A 15,246-nucleotide genomic window follows, 5' to 3' on the forward strand; every position below is an offset into this window, starting at 1 on the left:
CGCGCCGGCTCAGCCGCCCAGCTTGAGCAGCGCCGCCACGATCGGCCCCGCCGTGTCGCCGCCGTGTCCGCCCGCCTGGACCACACCCGCGGCCGCGAGGTCGCCCCGGTACGCGGTGAACCAGCCGTTGGGCTTCTTCTGGCCGTCGACCTCCGCCGAGCCCGTCTTGGCGCCGTAGTCGGGGCCGAGACCGGACATGGCCTCGGCCGCCGTGCCGTACGTGGCCGTGTACTTCAACAGATCGCGCAGCTGCGCGAGCGTGGACGCGGACATCTTGCGGGACGCGGTGGCCGTCGTGCGATGGTCCACCGAGGGGGAGACCAGGTAGGGCTGGTGGAAGACGCCCTCCTTGACCGTCGAGGCGACCGACGCCATGTTCAGCGGGTTCATCCGCACCCCGCCCTGGCCGATCAGCGAGGCCGCCATCTGGGCCGCCGACTGCACCGGCACCGCGCCGTCGAAGGTCGGCACGCCGACCGCCCAGTTGTTCATGGACAGGCCGAAGACCTGCTGGGCCTGCCGGGTCAGGTCGGCGTCGTGGAGCTCCTTCGCCTGGCTGATGAAGGCGGTGTTGCAGGAGCGGGCGAAGCTGGCCTTGAACGTGCCGCCCTTGATCTCGAAGTCGTCGTCGTTGTGGAAGGTCCAGCCGCCGTACTTCACGGTCTTGGGGCAGGGGTGCGGCTCGTCCGCGGACGCCAGGTGCTTCTCGATCAGCAGCGACGAGGTGATGACCTTCATCGTGGAGCCGGGCGCCAGGGAGCCCTGGAAGGCGGTGTTGAAGCCGTGGTTGGCGTTCGCCACGGCGAGGATCTCGCCGGTCGAGGGGCGCATCACCACCACCGAGGACCGGGCCTTCTTGCTCACCTGCCGCTCGGCGGCCGCCTGGAGGGTCGGGCTCAGCGTCGTCCTCACCGTGCCCGGGGTGCCCTTGCTCAGCTCCACGAGCGTCTTGTCGGACAGCTTGTCCGCCGTCGAATTCTTGCCGCGGACCACGCGCAGCTCGACGCCGGCCTTGCCGCCCGCCTTCTTGCCGTACTTCTCGCGCAGCCCGTCGAGGACCGTCCCCAGGGAGGGGTACTTGGCGGCCGTCAGCTCCGCGCCGGCGCGGTCCAGCGCCTTGATCGGCGGGGTGCCGGACTCGCCGGTGACCAGCTTGTCGCCGTCCTTCAGATCGGGGTGGACGACCGAGGCGTGCCAGTCGACCACCGGCTTGCCGTCACGGGCGCCGCGGACGACGGTGACCGCGCTGTCGTACGTCAGCGGCTTGCTGACGCCGTCGTAGGACACCGTCGCCTTGACGGAGAAGGGGAGCTGATCGCCCTTGCGGGCGCCGGGGGTGAGCGTGACGTCCTTGATGCGGGCGTCCTTGGTGTAGCCGGTGAGCTGGGAGGCGGCGGCGGTGGCGTCGTCCGTCGCGGCGGCGGCCTGGGCGACCTGGCCCCGCTGCCACGCCGTGAGGAAGCGCTCGGCGGTCGTACGGACCTCGGTCGCGGACAGCGGGCCGGTCTTCACCTTCTTGTGGCCGACCGAGGACGACTGCGCGTCGGCCGTCGCCCCGCCGCCGTACAGGGCGTAGACGCCGAAACCGGCGCCGCCGACCACGACGGCGATCACTCCGCCGATGACGGCCGGCCGGTGCTTCCGTCTGTCGTCGACACGCCTTCTCTTGCCCACCTGTTCTGTTCCTCCGCGTTTTCCCCAGGGTCTGTGTCGTCTATGTAGCCCTCGTAGCCCCCATGCTCTTCAACGACGCCCCCCACCCTAGAGTCCCGACCTGTCCGGGTGACGTCAGCCGCCTGTCCGTAGCACAGCTGCGACAATCGGCCCGGCCGCGTCGACGCCGTGTCCGCCGTCCTGGGTCATGGCGGCCGCGGCGATGTCGTTGCGGTAGCCCGTGAACCAACTGTTGGACCTGGTCTGCCCGTCGACCTCGGCGGAGCCCGTCTTCGCGCCGATCCTGCCGCTCAGGCCGGACATCACACCGGCCGCGGTGCCGCTGGTCGCGGTGCGGTTCATCATCGCGCGCAGCTGCTGGACCGTACCCGCCGACAGGCCACGCGCGCGTGCCGGTTCGCGGCCGTCCAGGCGCAGCGGGACGACGACCGGCTGCCGGAAGGAGCCCGTCATCGCGGTCGCCGTCACCGACGCCATGTTCAGCGGACTCATCTGGACCTGGCCCTGGCCGATCAGGTCGGCGGCGGTGTCCGGGCCGCCGGACGCGGGGACCCTGCCGTCGAAGGAGGGGATGCCGACCTTCCAGTCGTTCCGTCCGAGCCCGAACCGCTCCTGGGCCTCCCGGGTGAGCGAGTCCACCTTCACCTCGTCCGCGAACTTCACGAACGCCGTGTTGCAGGAGCGGGCGAAGCTGTCGGAGAGGGTGGCGTGCTCGTCGGGGGCCAGGCCCTTGAGGTTGCTGAAGGTCTGGCTCTGCCAGGTCGCGGTCGGCGGGCAGGGAGCCGGGCGGTCGGCCGCGGTGATCCCGTTGTCGATGAGGGTCGCGGCGCTGACGATCTTCATCGTGGAGCCGGGGGCGAGCTCGCCGAGGAAGGCCGCGTTGAAGCCGTCGGCGCGGTGGTTGGCGACGGCCAGCACCTCACCGGTGCTCGGCTTGACGGCCACCACCGAGGACTCGGCGTACTTGAGCACCGCCGTCTCGGCCGCCGCCTGCGCGCTCGCGCTCAGTGTCGTGGGGAGCCGGCCCGCCTTGCCCTTGACGAGGGTCAGCAGGGAGGTGTCCGCCTGCTCGGCGGCCTCGTGCCGGATCGCCAGCTCGATCCCGGGCGTGCCGCCGGCCTTCTCGCCGTACCGCTTGCGCAGCTCGTCCAGGAGGGGGCCGAGGGACGGATACCGCTCCTTCGTCAGCACTTTCCCGTCGCGGTCCACGGCCTCGACGGGCGGGTTCGCGGACTCGCCGGTGACGAGTGTGTCGCCCTTGCGCAGCTGGGGGTGGACGACGGAGGGCTGCCAGTCGACGAGCGCGCGATGCGTGGTCCGGCCGCGCACCACGGTCAGGCGGCTCTTGTAGGCGAGCGGCTCGGACTTGCCGTCGTAGGACACCGTCGCCGCGACCGTGAAGGGCACGGTGGTGCCGGTCGCCGTCCCGGGAGTGATGCGCACCTTGGTGATGTGCGCGTCCGTGCCGTACGCCGTGAGCAGGGGACCGGCCTCGGCCGCGTTGTTCGTGTACGACGCCGCGGTCGTCGCCTGCCCCTTCTCCCAGGCGGCGAAGAACTTCCCCGTCGTCTCCTTCACCTCGTCACCGCTGGGCGGCCCGGTCCTCACGGCGGCGGCCCCGCCGCCGGTCCCCGGGTCGTGCAGCGCGGACAGGATGTTGTACGCCCCGTATCCGGCCCCGCCCACCATCACCACGAACACCCCGCCGACGACGGCGGTCCTGACCCCCTTGCGCATGGCGCGATCCCTCTCCCCGTGTAGGCCTGCCGCCCTTTGTGAACGCGTTCAAAAGCAGGTCGCGGATCGCACTGTATGCGCTTTCATGACTGTCGGGGGCCGGAGTTGTCGATTGTTGTCCGAACGGAGATCGGAACGGTGACGGCAGAGACGGCCGCGCCGATGCGAAGATCCCGGCGTGGAGGTCCCGGCGTCAGGCCTCGGCGCGCTGGGTGATGGCCGCCTCGGTGCGGTCGCCGAGGAACTCGTACCACCGGCGTTCCAGGCAGACGTAGCGGACGTCCGCCTCGACGAGGCTGTGGAATCCCGACACGGTCTCGGTGAGGCGTTCCTGCAGGCCCCGGTCGGCCAGCGTTCCGTCCTCGGCGAAGGCCTGATAGCTGTCGGGCAGGCTGAACATGTCCGGGTAGACGCGGGTGCCCAGGTGTTCCAGGGGGATCCTCAGGGCCCACAGCCCACGGTTCCCGCCGACGAGGGACGGTGATGCCGAGACGAGCATCGCATGCTTGGTCCTGAACGGCTGCGGCCGGACGCGGGAGACCCAGTCGATCGCGTTCTTCAGCACGCCCGGCACGGAGGCGTTGTACTCCGGCGAGGAGATGACGACGGCGTCGCTGCTCTCCAGCCGCTCGCGCAGCGCGAGGGCGCCGGGCGGCAGCCCCTCGGCGGTCTCCATGTCGCCGTCGTACAAGGGCATGTCGAAGTCGCGCATGGCGGCGAGATCGACGGTGGCACCGGTGTCGGAGATGAGCCGGGCCACGAGAGAAGCGAGGCGCGCGTTGGCCGAATCGGCCCGCAGCGCCGCACCGAAGACAAGAAACCGCAACGGTCCGGGAGACGTGTCCGGGGTCATGGTCCCGCCCTTCCGTCGTAACTACGCGCCACCGGCCGGGGCGCCCCACAGACCAGTGTGATTCGCACGGGGCCACCGTGCGACCGACGCCGCCCTCACCAGTCGGTCAGGGGAGGTAGTACAGCAGCAGGCGGGTGACGGCCGCCTGCTGCTCTCGGTCCTCGGGGGGCGGCTGCCCGGCTAGACCCACGTATCCAGCCACATCCGCGACCGCCAGTCGTCGATCGGGATCGCCGTCCCCGTGTACAGCGGCCAGAAGTAGATGAAGTTCCAGCTGATCAGGAGGACCAGGACGCCGGCGCCCGCGGCGCCGATGACGCGGCGGGTGTCCGTGGAGCCCGGGGGGCCGATGATCGCGCCGATCAGCATGGCGACCGCCAGGCAGAGGAACGGTACGAAGACGACCGCGTAGAAGAGGAAGATCGTGCGCTCCTGGTACAGGAACCAGGGCAGGTAGCCGGCCGCGATCCCGCAGGCGATGGCGCCCGCGCGCCAGTCGCGGCGGAAGAACCAGCGCCACAGGACGTACAGGATCGCGACGCAGGCCGTCCACCACAGCAGCGGCGTGCCGAGGGCGAGGACCTCCCGGGCGCACTTCTGGCCCGCGTCGGCGGGACAGCCGTCCGAGCCGGGGGAGGGGGACTCGTAGAAGTACGAGACCGGGCGGCCCAGGACGATCCAGCTCCACGGGTTCGACTGGTACGTGTGCGGGGACGACAGGCCGACGTGGAACTTGTACACCTCGTGCTCGTAGTGCCACAGGCTGCGCACCCAGTCCGGCAGGAAGGCCCAGCTGCCGCCCTTGCCGTCGGTGGCCGCCCAGTTGCGGAAGTAGCCGCCGGTGCCGTCGGTCGGGGAGAGGATCCAGCCGATCCAGGAGGTCAGGTACACGGCGATCGCCACCGGGACCGTCGCCACGAACGTGATGCCCGTGTCGTGCTTGAGAACCGCCGTGTACGGGCGTCGGGCGCCGGCCACCTTGCGGGCGCCGACGTCCCAGAGCAGCGCCATCACGCAGAACGCGGCCAGGATGTAGAGGCCGTTCCACTTGGTGCCGATGGCGAGGCCGAGCAGCAGACCGGCCGCCCAGCGCCACGGCCGCCAGCCCAGTTGGAGGGTGTCGCCGATGTACGCGTCGGGGCGGACACGGCCGTCCGGGTCGGTGGGCAGCGCGGCGGCGAGCCGCTCCCTGGACTTGTCCCGGTCGATGACCAGGCAGCCGAAGGCCGCCAGCATGAAGAACATCAGCACGCCGTCGAGGAGCGAGGTCCGGCTCATCACGAAGTGCAGGCCGTCCACCGCCATCAGCGCGCCCGCCAGACAGCCCAGGAACGTGGAGCGGAACATACGGCGCCCGATCCGGCACAGCAACAGCACGCTGAGCGTGCCCAGCAGCGCCGTCATGAACCGCCAGCCGAACGGATTGAACCCGAAGATCAGTTCGCCGAGCCCGATGACGTACTTGCCGACGGGCGGGTGCACGACGTACGCCGCGTCCGTCGGGATGCCGATGTGCCCCGCCTTCTGCAGGATCAGATCGTTGGCGTTCTTGTCCCAGTTGACCTCGAAGCCGCGGTGGACGAGCGCCCAGGCGTCCTTGGCGTAGTACGTCTCGTCGAATATCACCGCCTTCGGGCTGCCCAGGTTCCAGAACCGCATCAGGCCCGCCATCAGCGTCACCAGCAGCGGACCGCCCCAGCCCGACCAGCGGGTGATCCGCTCGGCCGCCGTCTTCGGCACGCCCAGCGCCAGCCACAGGCGGGGGCTGGGCTCGGTGTACGGCGGCACGAGCCGGTCGCGGACGTCGACTCTCGGCCCCGCCGTGTAGCCGAAGCGGCGCAGCCGCTGCTGCCACGTCGGCCGCTCGTCGTGCGGGGCCAGGCCATGCCGGGTGTCCGTCGAGGACGCGGTACTGGTCACCGCGCCATCGTAGGGAACCCTTCTGTGTGAGTCCCGTGCATGGGCCGTACCGGTTGCGGTGCGTTGGCCTCCGGCGGGAGGACGGGGCGGTGACGTGGGGCGGGGCCCGGGGGTGTGGCCTGGGCGGTGCCCGTGGCCGCGGGTGCGTTCGGGTGTCCGCGGCCCTGGGAGGATGGGGGGGTGACTGGAACCCTTGTTTTGGCGGGCACCCCCATCGGTGACATCGCGGACGCGCCGCCCCGGCTCGCCCGGGAGCTGGAGGGCGCGGACGTGGTCGCCGCCGAGGACACGCGTCGGCTGCGTCGGCTGACGCAGGCGCTGGGCGTCACGCCCAAGGGGCGGGTGGTGTCGTACTTCGAGGGCAACGAGTCCGCCCGGACGCCCGAGCTGGTCGAGGAACTGCTGGGCGGCGCGCGCGTGCTCCTCGTCACGGACGCCGGGATGCCGTCGGTGTCCGACCCCGGCTATCGGCTGGTCGCCGCGGCCGTCGAGAAGGACGTCCATGTCACGGCCGTCCCCGGACCGTCCGCCGTACTCACCGCGCTCGCCCTGTCGGGGCTGCCGGTCGACCGGTTCTGCTTCGAGGGGTTCCTGCCGCGCAAGGCCGGCGAACGGCTGTCCCGGCTGCGCGAGGTCGCCGAGGAGCGGCGCACGCTCGTCTACTTCGAGGCGCCACACCGCCTCGACGACACCCTCGCCGCGATGGCCGAGGTGTTCGGCGCTAAGCGGCGCGCCGCCGTCTGCCGTGAGCTGACCAAGACGTACGAGGAGGTACGCCGCGGACCGCTCGCCGAGCTGGCGGCCTGGGCGGCCGAGGGCGTACGCGGCGAGATCACCGTCGTGGTCGAGGGCGCCCCCGAGCGCGGTCCCGAGGAGCTCGACGCCGAGGAACTCGTGCGCCGGGTGCGGGTGCGCGAGGAGGCGGGGGAGCGTCGCAAGGAAGCGATCGCGGCGGTGGCCGCGGAGGCCGGTCTCCCCAAGCGCGAGGTGTTCGACGCGGTGGTGGCGGCCAAGAACGCGGGCGACGCCGGCCGCTGAGCGGTTCGTGAACGCGAACGCCGGGGCGCATGTGGCTGGGGGCGTGCTCGGCCGGGGCGCATGTGCCTGGGCGCGCGTGGCCGGGTCGCGTGTGACTCGGGCGCGGCGCACGTGGTCGGGGCGCGCTCGGACGGGTCGCATGTGGCCGGGTCGCACGTGGCTGAGGCGCTGGCGACCAGGTCGCCGCGGCCGCCGGGTAGCCGCGCAGCCCGGTCGTGCGCAGCCAGGTCGTGTACAGCCGGCTGAGGCGCGCGTGACGCGAGTAGGCGCACTCGGCTCTCGCCCCGCGCCGGGCCTCGCGCGCCGGATGTGTACGGCGAACGGGTGGCGTGGCGTGCCGTGCTCGGTGAGCCGGTGTGCGCTGTTGTCCGATTGGGGCGTGTGACGGTCGGGCGCGCGCCCCTGGCCCCTGGACTTGCCCTCTGAGCAGCAGGCTTCTCCCATGAGCACACGCCCCATGGGAGGGCAAAGGGGCGTTGTGCAAGGCAAAGCCCAGACCCGGCGCCCGGGGCCGCTTTGGCAAGGAAGGTCCAAATCGCCTCCAACACTCGACAGGCCGGATGCATTCGCGCCGGTGGAGGCGTCCACTGGTCGAAGGGACGCACCCGTCCCTCGCCCCCAAAGGGATTCCGGGGGGAATCCCCGTACCGGGGGCGCTTGTCCAGCGGACAAGAGGAGCAGTTGGCATGAGTGAGATCCCAGGGCAGACCGGCCTCCGCGGTGGGGCGACAGCCGTCGTTCACGAGTCCTATTCCTTCGCCTGCATGCGCTGCGGGCACGGCTGGGAGCAGTCGTACGAGATAGAGCACCACACGGACGCCGACGGCCAGGAGTTCGTCATATACGTGGCGAACGGCCAGATCGTCCCGTCCCCGCTGAGCCGGCCCGAGTGCCACAACTGCGACGGCCACCTCGTACGGATCATGCGGCCGGGGCAGGTCTCGTCGGTGCTCAGCGCGGCGCGACGGCAGCACGGCCCGGCGCCGCAGACCGCACCGGCCGAGGGGTCGGAGGCGACGGAGGCACCGGCGCGGGCCAAGGGACATCACCACTGGCATCTGTCCGATCTCCTGCATCCGTTCCACCGCAGGGCGAGCTGAGCGGATCGCCGGCGTTCGCGGGCATCCTCCTTTCGTAGGATCGGGGCATGCCTTCGAACGCCGACAAGAACGCGGCACCGCCCCTCCCGGAGCCCCTCCGGGTGCCGGTCGCCGACTCCCACACCCACCTCGACATGCAGTCCGGCACGGTGGAGGAAGGCCTCGCGAAGGCCGCGTCGGTGGGAGTGACGACCGTCGTCCAGGTCGGCTGCGACATCAAGGGCTCACGGTGGGCCGCCGAGACCGCGGCGGCGTACGACAGCGTCCACGCGACCGTCGCCCTGCACCCCAACGAGGCCCCGCGCATCGTCCACGGAGACCCCGACGGCTGGTCGCGGCAGGGCGCCCGCGAGCCGGGCGGCGACGCGGCCCTCGACGAGGCCCTGGCCGAGATGGACAGGCTGGCCGGGCTGCCCCAGGTGAAGGGCGTCGGCGAGACCGGGCTCGACTACTTCCGCACCGGACCCGAGGGCAAGGCCGCCCAGGAGAGGTCCTTCCGCGGGCACATCGAGATCGCCAAGCGGCACGGCAAGGCCCTGGTCATCCACGACCGCGACGCCCACGCCGACGTGCTGCGCGTGCTCAAGGAGGAGGGCGCCCCCGAGCGCACCGTCTTCCACTGCTACTCGGGAGACGCCGAGATGGCCGAGGTGTGCGCCCGCGAGGGCTACTACATGTCCTTCGCCGGCAACGTCACCTTCAAGAACGCCCAGAACCTGCGCGACGCCCTGGTCGTCGCCCCGCTGGAACTGGTCCTCGTGGAGACCGACGCGCCCTTCCTCACCCCGGCGCCCTACCGCGGACGGCCCAACGCCCCGTATCTCATTCCGGTCACGGTGCGCGCGATGGCCGCCGTGCGCGGCATCGACGAGGACGCGCTGGCCACGGCCCTGGGGGCGAACACGGCCCGCGCCTTCGATTACTGAACGTGTTCGATCCGTAACTGATGGATGACGCTCACACGGGCCTGGCCTGCAGCTGGTCGCGACGGTGCGTAGTCGTGCCGCTTTGGAGAGTGACGGACGCTCCGCTAGGTTCTGGTGGCCCGATCCGGACCCCTCTGGCTCTCTGGAGCGTGTCGGCGTGAGCAACTCGCAGTACGAGACGTACGAGATGTACGGAACGCACGGCCCGAGCTGGGGCTGGGTGCCCGAACCGCCACTACCGGCGTACGGCGCCCACCGCGTCCCCCACGACGTGCACACCGCGGACACGGTGCCGTACGGGGTGAACCGGCCGACGGAGCACGACGACACGTACCGCCCCGCCTACGAGACGCGTCGGCGCACGGCCCCCGAACCGGTGCTGCCACGTCAGGCGGGCGGCGAGCCCGAGGGCGCGGCGTGGGCGCCCGGTGCGCGCTCCGGCCTCGGCAGGCGTGCCGGGCGTCGGCGCAGGGCGCGGTTCGGTGAGCGCCCGGAGAGCGCCGTGCGCCGCCTGCTGCCGCAGGCGCTCGTCGTCGCCTTCCTCGCCGGCGGCACCACCGCGTTCGTCGCCAAGGACAAGGCGATCGAGCTGAGCGTCGACGGGAAGCCGCGTACCCTGCACACCTTCGCCGACGACGTGACCGAGCTGCTCACCGAGGAAGGCCTGAAGGTCGGCGCGCACGACGTGGTCGCGCCCGCCCCCGGTGCGGCCCTCGCCAGCGGCGACGAGGTCGCGGTGCACCACGGCCGCCCCGTCCGGCTCACCCTCGACGGTCACCGGCGCGAGGTGTGGACTACGGCGCGCACCGTGGACGAGGCCCTCCAGCAGTGGGGGGTGCGGGCCGAGGGCGCCTACCTGTCGACCTCGCGCTCCCTGCCCATCGGACGCGCCGGTCTCGCGCTCGACGTACGCACCGAACGCGCCGTCACGATCATGGCGGACGGCCGGTCCCGCACCATCCGCACCAACGCGGCCACCGTCGGCGAGGCGATCGAGGAGGCCGGGATCACCCTGCACGGCCAGGACACCACCTCCGTCTCGCCCGCCAGCTTCCCGCGCGACGGACAGGCGGTCACCGTGCTGCGGGTGGTCGGCAAGAAGGAGGTCCGCGAGGAGCTGATCCCCTTCGCCGTGGCGCGGACCGAGGACCCCACGCTGTTCCGGGGCACGGAGGTCGTCGAGCGGCCCGGGCAGCCGGGCCTGCGACGGGTCACTTACCTCATGCGGTCCGTCAACGGCGTCCGGCAGAAGCCGCGCCGGGAGACGTCCGAGGTGGTGCGGCAGCCGCGGACGCAGCTGGTGCAGGTGGGTACGAAACCGCACCCCGACTCGACGAAGGGCGCCGATCACCTGGACTGGCACGGCCTCGCGGTCTGCGAGTCCGGCGCGCGACCCCACGCGGTGGACGCGTCGGGGACGTACGGGGGCCTGTACCAGTTCGACGCGCACACCTGGCACAGCCTCGGCGGCCGCGGGCGCCCGCAGGACGCGCCCGCGACCGAGCAGACCTACCGGGCGAAGAAGCTGTACCTGCGGCGGGGCGCGAGCCCCTGGCCGCACTGCGGGGACCGTCTGCAGGGGTGAGCGCCGGGCGCCGGACGAGGGGGCCCGTCATGGCCCCGTACCCTTGTCCCGTGAGCAGCCCCACCCCCGACGCCCTCCTGGGCCCCGCCGACATCCGCGAACTCGCGGCAGCGCTGGGCGTGCGTCCCACCAAGCAGCGCGGCCAGAACTTCGTGATCGACGCCAACACGGTCCGCCGCATCGTCCGCACCGCAGAGGTCCGCCCCGACGACGTGGTCGTCGAGGTCGGCCCGGGGCTCGGCTCCCTCACCCTCGCGCTGCTGGAGGCCGCCGACCGGGTCACCGCCGTCGAGATCGACGACGTGCTGGCCGGTGCGCTGCCCGCGACGGTGGCCGCCCGCATGCCGCAGCGCGCCGACCGGTTCGCGCTGGTGCACTCCGACGCGATGCACGTCGCCGAGCTGCCCGGCCCCGCACCGACCGCGCTGGTCGCGAACCTGCCCTACAACGTGGCCGTACCGGTGCTGCTGCACATGCTCGACACCTTCCCGAGCATCGAGCGGACGCTGGTGATGGTGCAGGCCGAGGTCGCCGACCGGCTCGCCGCCCCGCCCGGCTCCAAGGTGTACGGCGTGCCCTCGGTCAAGGCGAACTGGTACGCCGACGTGAAGCGGGCCGGTGCCATCGGCCGCAACGTCTTCTGGCCCGCGCCGAACGTCGACAGCGGGCTCGTCTCCCTCGTCCGGCGGGCCGAGCCGATCAAGACCACGGCCGCCAGGCGGGAGGTCTTCGCGGTGGTCGACGCGGCGTTCGCCCAGCGCCGCAAGACGCTGCGCGCGGCGCTCGCCGGCTGGGCCGGATCGGCCGCGGCCGCCGAGGCGGCCCTCGTCGCCGCCGGCGTCTCGCCGCAGGCGCGCGGGGAGTCACTGACGGTGGAGGAGTTCGCCCGGATCGCCGAGCACAGGGAGTCTGGCAAGTGAGCGTCACGGTACGGGTCCCGGCCAAGGTCAACGTCCAGCTCGCCGTGGGTGCCGCGCGGCCGGACGGGTTCCACGACCTGGCCAACGTCTTCCTCGCGGTCGGCCTGTACGACGAGGTCACCGTGACGCCGGCGGACGAGCTGCGCGTCACCTGCGAGGGGCCGGACGCCGCGCAGGTCCCGCTGGACCGTACGAACCTCGCGGCGCGCGCGGCCCTCGCCCTCGCCGAGCGCCGGGGCATCGAGCCCGCGGTGCACATCCACATCGCCAAGGACATCCCGGTCGCCGGCGGCATGGCGGGCGGCAGCGCGGACGGCGCGGGCGCGCTGCTCGCCTGCGACCGGCTGTGGGGTACAGGCGCCTCGCGTGCCGAACTCCTCGCCATCTGCGCCGAGTTGGGCAGCGACGTGCCCTTCGGTCTGGTGGGCGGGGCGGCCCTGGGCACCGGGCGCGGGGAGCAGTTGACGGCTCTGGAGGTCGGCGGGACCTTCCACTGGGTGTTCGCGATGGCCGAGCGGGGGCTGTCGACCCCGGCGGTCTTCCGTGAGTTCGACCGGCTCGCGCAGGGGCGGGACATTCCGGAGCCGGTGGCATCGCCGGACCTCCTTGAGGCGCTCGCCAAGGGCGACCCGGACGCGCTGGCGGCGGCCGTCTCCAATGACCTTCAGCCCGCCGCGCTGTCCCTCTTCCCGGAACTGGCCGACCCGCTGGAGGCGGGACGCGGGGCCGGTGCGCTTGCCACGTTGGTCTCCGGGTCGGGGCCGACGACGGCGTTCCTTGCGCGTGATGCCGAGTCGGCGGAGAAGGTGGCGGCGGCGCTGCGGACGCCCGGCACGTGCAGGTCGGTGCGGGTGGCGGCGGGGCCGGTGGCTGGGGCGACGGTGGTCTGACGGTCAGAGGGCGTCGATGGCGGTCAGGTCGATGTCGATGGGGTAGGGCTTGTCGACTTTGACATGGTCGCGGTGCATGCCTGAGTGGACGTAAGTCTGGGTGACAGGGTCGAGTTCGTAGACGTGGACGACGGGCCTTCCGGCGCTGCCGTTCTCCTCGACGCGCCAGAAATTCTCGATGCCGGCGCGGGCGTATTTGTGCGGCTTGGTCGTGCGGTCCCGAGACTCCGACTCGGGGGACACGACCTCAATGGCCAGGACCACGTCCTTGGCTTCAAAGCTGGTCTGGCCCGGACCGGAGACGGCTTCGGAAAGGACCAAGCTGACATCCGGCTCGGGACCATTGCGCTTGTCGAGGACGACGGTCATCTCCCGACTGACTCTGAACTCGCTCGGCAGGTCCTGACGCAGGCCGGTGACCAGCAGGTCGATCACATTGGCATGGAAACGACGCTGCGGGCTCACGAAGACCAGGCTCCCGTCGATCAATTCGGTGTGCGGCGGGAGGTCGGGCAGGGTGAACAGGTCGTCCACACTCCAACCGTCCGCCGGAGGCACCGGCCACCGCGGCGTCGGCTCGGCGACGGGCTCCGCAGCCTCGGAGATCGGCTCGGCAGTCATGGTTCCTCCCATGGAACGGAATCCTGCAGCCTGCTCTTCCACCGTAGCGGCCGATCAACGATCACGTCATCACAAAGAGTGACCACCCCCTCGCGCCCCGCCCCCACCCCCGCAGGCCCTAGGCTAGAAGGCTGACCGACCCCCCTGCGCAGGAGTGAAATGGCCGTCAACCTGGTCAATGTCGAGAACGTCAGCAAGGTGTACGGCACCCGTGCCCTGCTGGACGGTGTCTCGCTCGGCGTGTCGGAAGGGGACCGGATCGGGGTCGTCGGACGCAACGGCGACGGAAAGACCACCCTCATCCGGATGCTGGCCAAGCTGGAGGAGCCCGACACCGGAAGGGTCACGCAGTCCGGCGGGCTGCGACTCGGCGTGCTCACCCAGCACGACTCCCTCGACCCGACGGCCACCGTCCGGCACGAGGTCATCGGCGACATGGCCGACCACGAGTGGGCGGGCAACGCGAAGGTCAGGGACGTACTCACCGGATTGTTCGGCGGTCTCGACCTGCCCGGCTTCCCGAAGGGGCTCGACACCGTCATCGGGCCGCTGTCCGGTGGTGAGCGGCGGCGGATCGCGCTCGCCAAGCTGCTCATCGACGAACAGGACCTGGTCGTCCTCGACGAGCCCACCAACCACCTCGACGTCGAGGGCATCTCCTGGCTGGCCCGGCACCTGCGGAACCGGCGCTCCGCGCTGGTCTGCGTGACGCACGACCGGTGGTTCCTGGACCAGGTGTCCACGCGCATGTGGGACGTGCAGCGCGGGGCGGTGTACGAGTACGAGGGCGGCTACTCCGACTACGTCTTCGCCCGCGCCGAGCGCGAGCGCATCGCCGCCACCGAGGAGACCAAGCGGCAGAACCTCGTCAGGAAGGAGCTGGCCTGGCTGCGGCGCGGCGCGCCCGCCCGTACCTCCAAGCCGCGCTTCCGCGTCGAGGCCGCCAACGAGCTGATCAAGGACGTGCCGCCGCCGCGCGACACCAGCGAGCTGATGAAGTTCGCCTCCTCCCGGCTCGGCAAGACCGTCTTCGACCTGGAGAACGTGAGCGTCTCGGCCGGGCCCAAGATGCTGCTCAAGCACGTCACCTGGCAGCTCGGCCCCGGCGACCGTATCGGCCTGGTCGGCGTCAACGGCGCGGGCAAGACCTCGCTGCTGCGCGCCATGGCCGAGGCGGCGCGCACCGAGGGGGAGACGCAGCCGGCGGGCGGCCGGATCGCCGTCGGCAAGACCGTCAAGCTCGCCTACCTGTCCCAGGAGGTCGCCGAACTCGACCCGGCCTTGCGGGTGCTGGAGGCCGTGCAGCAGGTGCGCGAGCGCGTCGACCTCGGCAAGGGGCGCGAGATGACCGCCGGGCAGCTGTGCGAGACGTTCGGCTTCAACAAGGAGAAGCAGTGGACGCCGGTGGGGGACCTGTCCGGTGGTGAGCGCAGGCGGCTGCAGCTGCTGCGGCTGCTGATGGACGAGCCCAACGTCCTCTTCCTCGACGAGCCCACCAACGACCTCGACATCGAGACGCTCACCCAGCTGGAGGACGTCCTCGACGGCTGGCCCGGCTCGATGATCGTCATCTCCCACGACCGGTTCTTCGTCGAGCGCACCACCGACCGGGTCTTCGCCCTCCTCGGCGACGCCACTCTGCGGATGCTGCCGCGCGGCATCGACGAGTACCTGGAGCGGCGGCAGCGGATGGAGGAGGCGGTCGCCGTCTCGGCCGCCGCCGCGGCACCCAAGGCCACCGCTTCGGAGAAGAACGCCGCCGACCAGCGTGCCGCCAAGAAGGAACTGCAGCGGATCGAGCGTCAGCTGGACAAGGTCTCCGAGAAGGAGGCCAAGCTGCACGCCCAAATCGCCGAGAACGCAACGGACTTCGCGAAGGTCGCCGAACTCGACTCCGAGCTGCGGGACTTGGCCGCGGAGCGGGAGGAACTGGAAATGCGGTGGCTGGAACTGGCGGAGGACGCCTGACCTTTCATTCCTCC

At 71.6% G+C, this 15,246-nt stretch carries 12 protein-coding genes; 7 read left to right on the forward strand and 5 right to left on the reverse strand.

Translation table 11 applies throughout. The features are described 5' to 3' along the window. Positions 1 to 9 precede the first annotated feature (9 nt). From ACWGKT_RS04305 to ACWGKT_RS04320, 4 genes are all read right to left on the reverse strand, one after another. A complete protein-coding gene (locus tag ACWGKT_RS04305; RefSeq protein WP_453272409.1) occupies positions 10 to 1,674 on the reverse strand; it encodes a penicillin-binding transpeptidase domain-containing protein in 1,665 nt (554 codons plus the stop codon). A gap of 114 nt (positions 1,675 to 1,788) precedes the next feature. After that, the gene (locus tag ACWGKT_RS04310; protein WP_453272410.1) at positions 1,789 to 3,411 is read right to left on the reverse strand and encodes a penicillin-binding transpeptidase domain-containing protein; all 1,623 of its coding nucleotides are present in this window, start codon (positions 3,409 to 3,411) and stop codon (positions 1,789 to 1,791) included. Between the two features lie 193 nt (positions 3,412 to 3,604). Then, positions 3,605 to 4,264, reverse strand: coding sequence for an NADPH-dependent FMN reductase (locus ACWGKT_RS04315; protein ID WP_453272411.1), 660 nt, complete (start codon positions 4,262 to 4,264; stop codon positions 3,605 to 3,607). A 180-nt stretch (positions 4,265 to 4,444) separates the two neighbouring features. Beyond that, positions 4,445 to 6,184 carry a dolichyl-phosphate-mannose--protein mannosyltransferase gene (locus ACWGKT_RS04320; protein ID WP_453272412.1) on the reverse strand — a complete coding sequence of 580 codons (1,740 nt, stop codon included), beginning with the start codon at positions 6,182 to 6,184 and terminating at the stop codon, positions 4,445 to 4,447. A 180-nt stretch (positions 6,185 to 6,364) separates the two neighbouring features. Between ACWGKT_RS04320 and rsmI the strand changes: the two genes are divergently transcribed. The 6 genes from rsmI to ACWGKT_RS04350 all read left to right on the forward strand — a co-directional run bounded on the left by rsmI (position 6,365) and on the right by ACWGKT_RS04350 (position 12,643). Beyond that, positions 6,365 to 7,222: a 16S rRNA (cytidine(1402)-2'-O)-methyltransferase gene (gene rsmI, locus ACWGKT_RS04325; RefSeq protein ID WP_356146010.1), complete on the forward strand. Its 858-nt coding sequence runs from the start codon at positions 6,365 to 6,367 to the stop codon at positions 7,220 to 7,222. A 686-nt stretch (positions 7,223 to 7,908) separates the two neighbouring features. After that, positions 7,909 to 8,322, forward strand: coding sequence for a hypothetical protein (locus tag ACWGKT_RS04330; protein WP_453272413.1), 414 nt, complete (start codon positions 7,909 to 7,911; stop codon positions 8,320 to 8,322). A 47-nt stretch (positions 8,323 to 8,369) separates the two neighbouring features. Further along, positions 8,370 to 9,248 (forward strand): TatD family hydrolase, encoded by an 879-nt coding sequence (locus ACWGKT_RS04335; protein WP_235458924.1) that lies wholly within the window; start codon positions 8,370 to 8,372, stop codon positions 9,246 to 9,248. Between the two features lie 157 nt (positions 9,249 to 9,405). Next, a complete protein-coding gene (locus ACWGKT_RS04340) occupies positions 9,406 to 10,833 on the forward strand; it encodes a ubiquitin-like domain-containing protein (protein WP_453272414.1) in 1,428 nt (475 codons plus the stop codon). Positions 10,834 to 10,883: 50 nt separating this feature from the next. Beyond that, positions 10,884 to 11,753, forward strand: a complete 870-nt coding sequence (rsmA, locus tag ACWGKT_RS04345) for a 16S rRNA (adenine(1518)-N(6)/adenine(1519)-N(6))-dimethyltransferase RsmA (RefSeq protein WP_453272415.1) — start codon at positions 10,884 to 10,886, stop codon at positions 11,751 to 11,753. Continuing rightward, a complete protein-coding gene (locus tag ACWGKT_RS04350; protein WP_453272416.1) occupies positions 11,750 to 12,643 on the forward strand; it encodes a 4-(cytidine 5'-diphospho)-2-C-methyl-D-erythritol kinase in 894 nt (297 codons plus the stop codon). Before rsmA ends, ACWGKT_RS04350 begins: the two co-directional genes overlap by 4 nt. Before the next feature lie 3 nt (positions 12,644 to 12,646). Here the strand turns inward: ACWGKT_RS04350 and ACWGKT_RS04355 are convergent, their stop codons facing one another. Continuing rightward, the gene (locus tag ACWGKT_RS04355) at positions 12,647 to 13,264 is read right to left on the reverse strand and encodes a Uma2 family endonuclease (protein ID WP_453272417.1); all 618 of its coding nucleotides are present in this window, start codon (positions 13,262 to 13,264) and stop codon (positions 12,647 to 12,649) included. 159 nt (positions 13,265 to 13,423) lie between these two features. On the opposite strand from ACWGKT_RS04355, the gene ACWGKT_RS04360 reads away from it, so the two are divergent. Beyond that, complete coding sequence (locus ACWGKT_RS04360; protein WP_453272418.1) at positions 13,424 to 15,232, forward strand: ABC-F family ATP-binding cassette domain-containing protein; 1,809 nt, start codon at positions 13,424 to 13,426, stop codon at positions 15,230 to 15,232. The last annotated feature ends 14 nt before the right edge of the window (positions 15,233 to 15,246 follow it).

The sequence above is a fragment of the Streptomyces sp. NPDC054794 genome (assembly GCF_053611585.1).

What these genes read in the sequence shown, in the direction of transcription:
- ACWGKT_RS04310 (WP_453272410.1), bottom strand. Translation starts at nt 3,411, where the DNA reads ATGCGCAAGGGGGTCAGGACCGCCGTCGTCGGCGGGGTGTTCGTGGTG.
- ACWGKT_RS04315 (WP_453272411.1), bottom strand. Translation starts at nt 4,264, where the DNA reads ATGACCCCGGACACGTCTCCCGGACCGTTGCGGTTTCTTGTCTTCGGT.
- ACWGKT_RS04330 (WP_453272413.1), top strand. Translation starts at nt 7,909, where the DNA reads ATGAGTGAGATCCCAGGGCAGACCGGCCTCCGCGGTGGGGCGACAGCC.
- ACWGKT_RS04335 (WP_235458924.1), top strand. Translation starts at nt 8,370, where the DNA reads ATGCCTTCGAACGCCGACAAGAACGCGGCACCGCCCCTCCCGGAGCCC.
- ACWGKT_RS04355 (WP_453272417.1), bottom strand. Translation starts at nt 13,264, where the DNA reads ATGACTGCCGAGCCGATCTCCGAGGCTGCGGAGCCCGTCGCCGAGCCG.
- ACWGKT_RS04360 (WP_453272418.1), top strand. Translation starts at nt 13,424, where the DNA reads ATGGCCGTCAACCTGGTCAATGTCGAGAACGTCAGCAAGGTGTACGGC.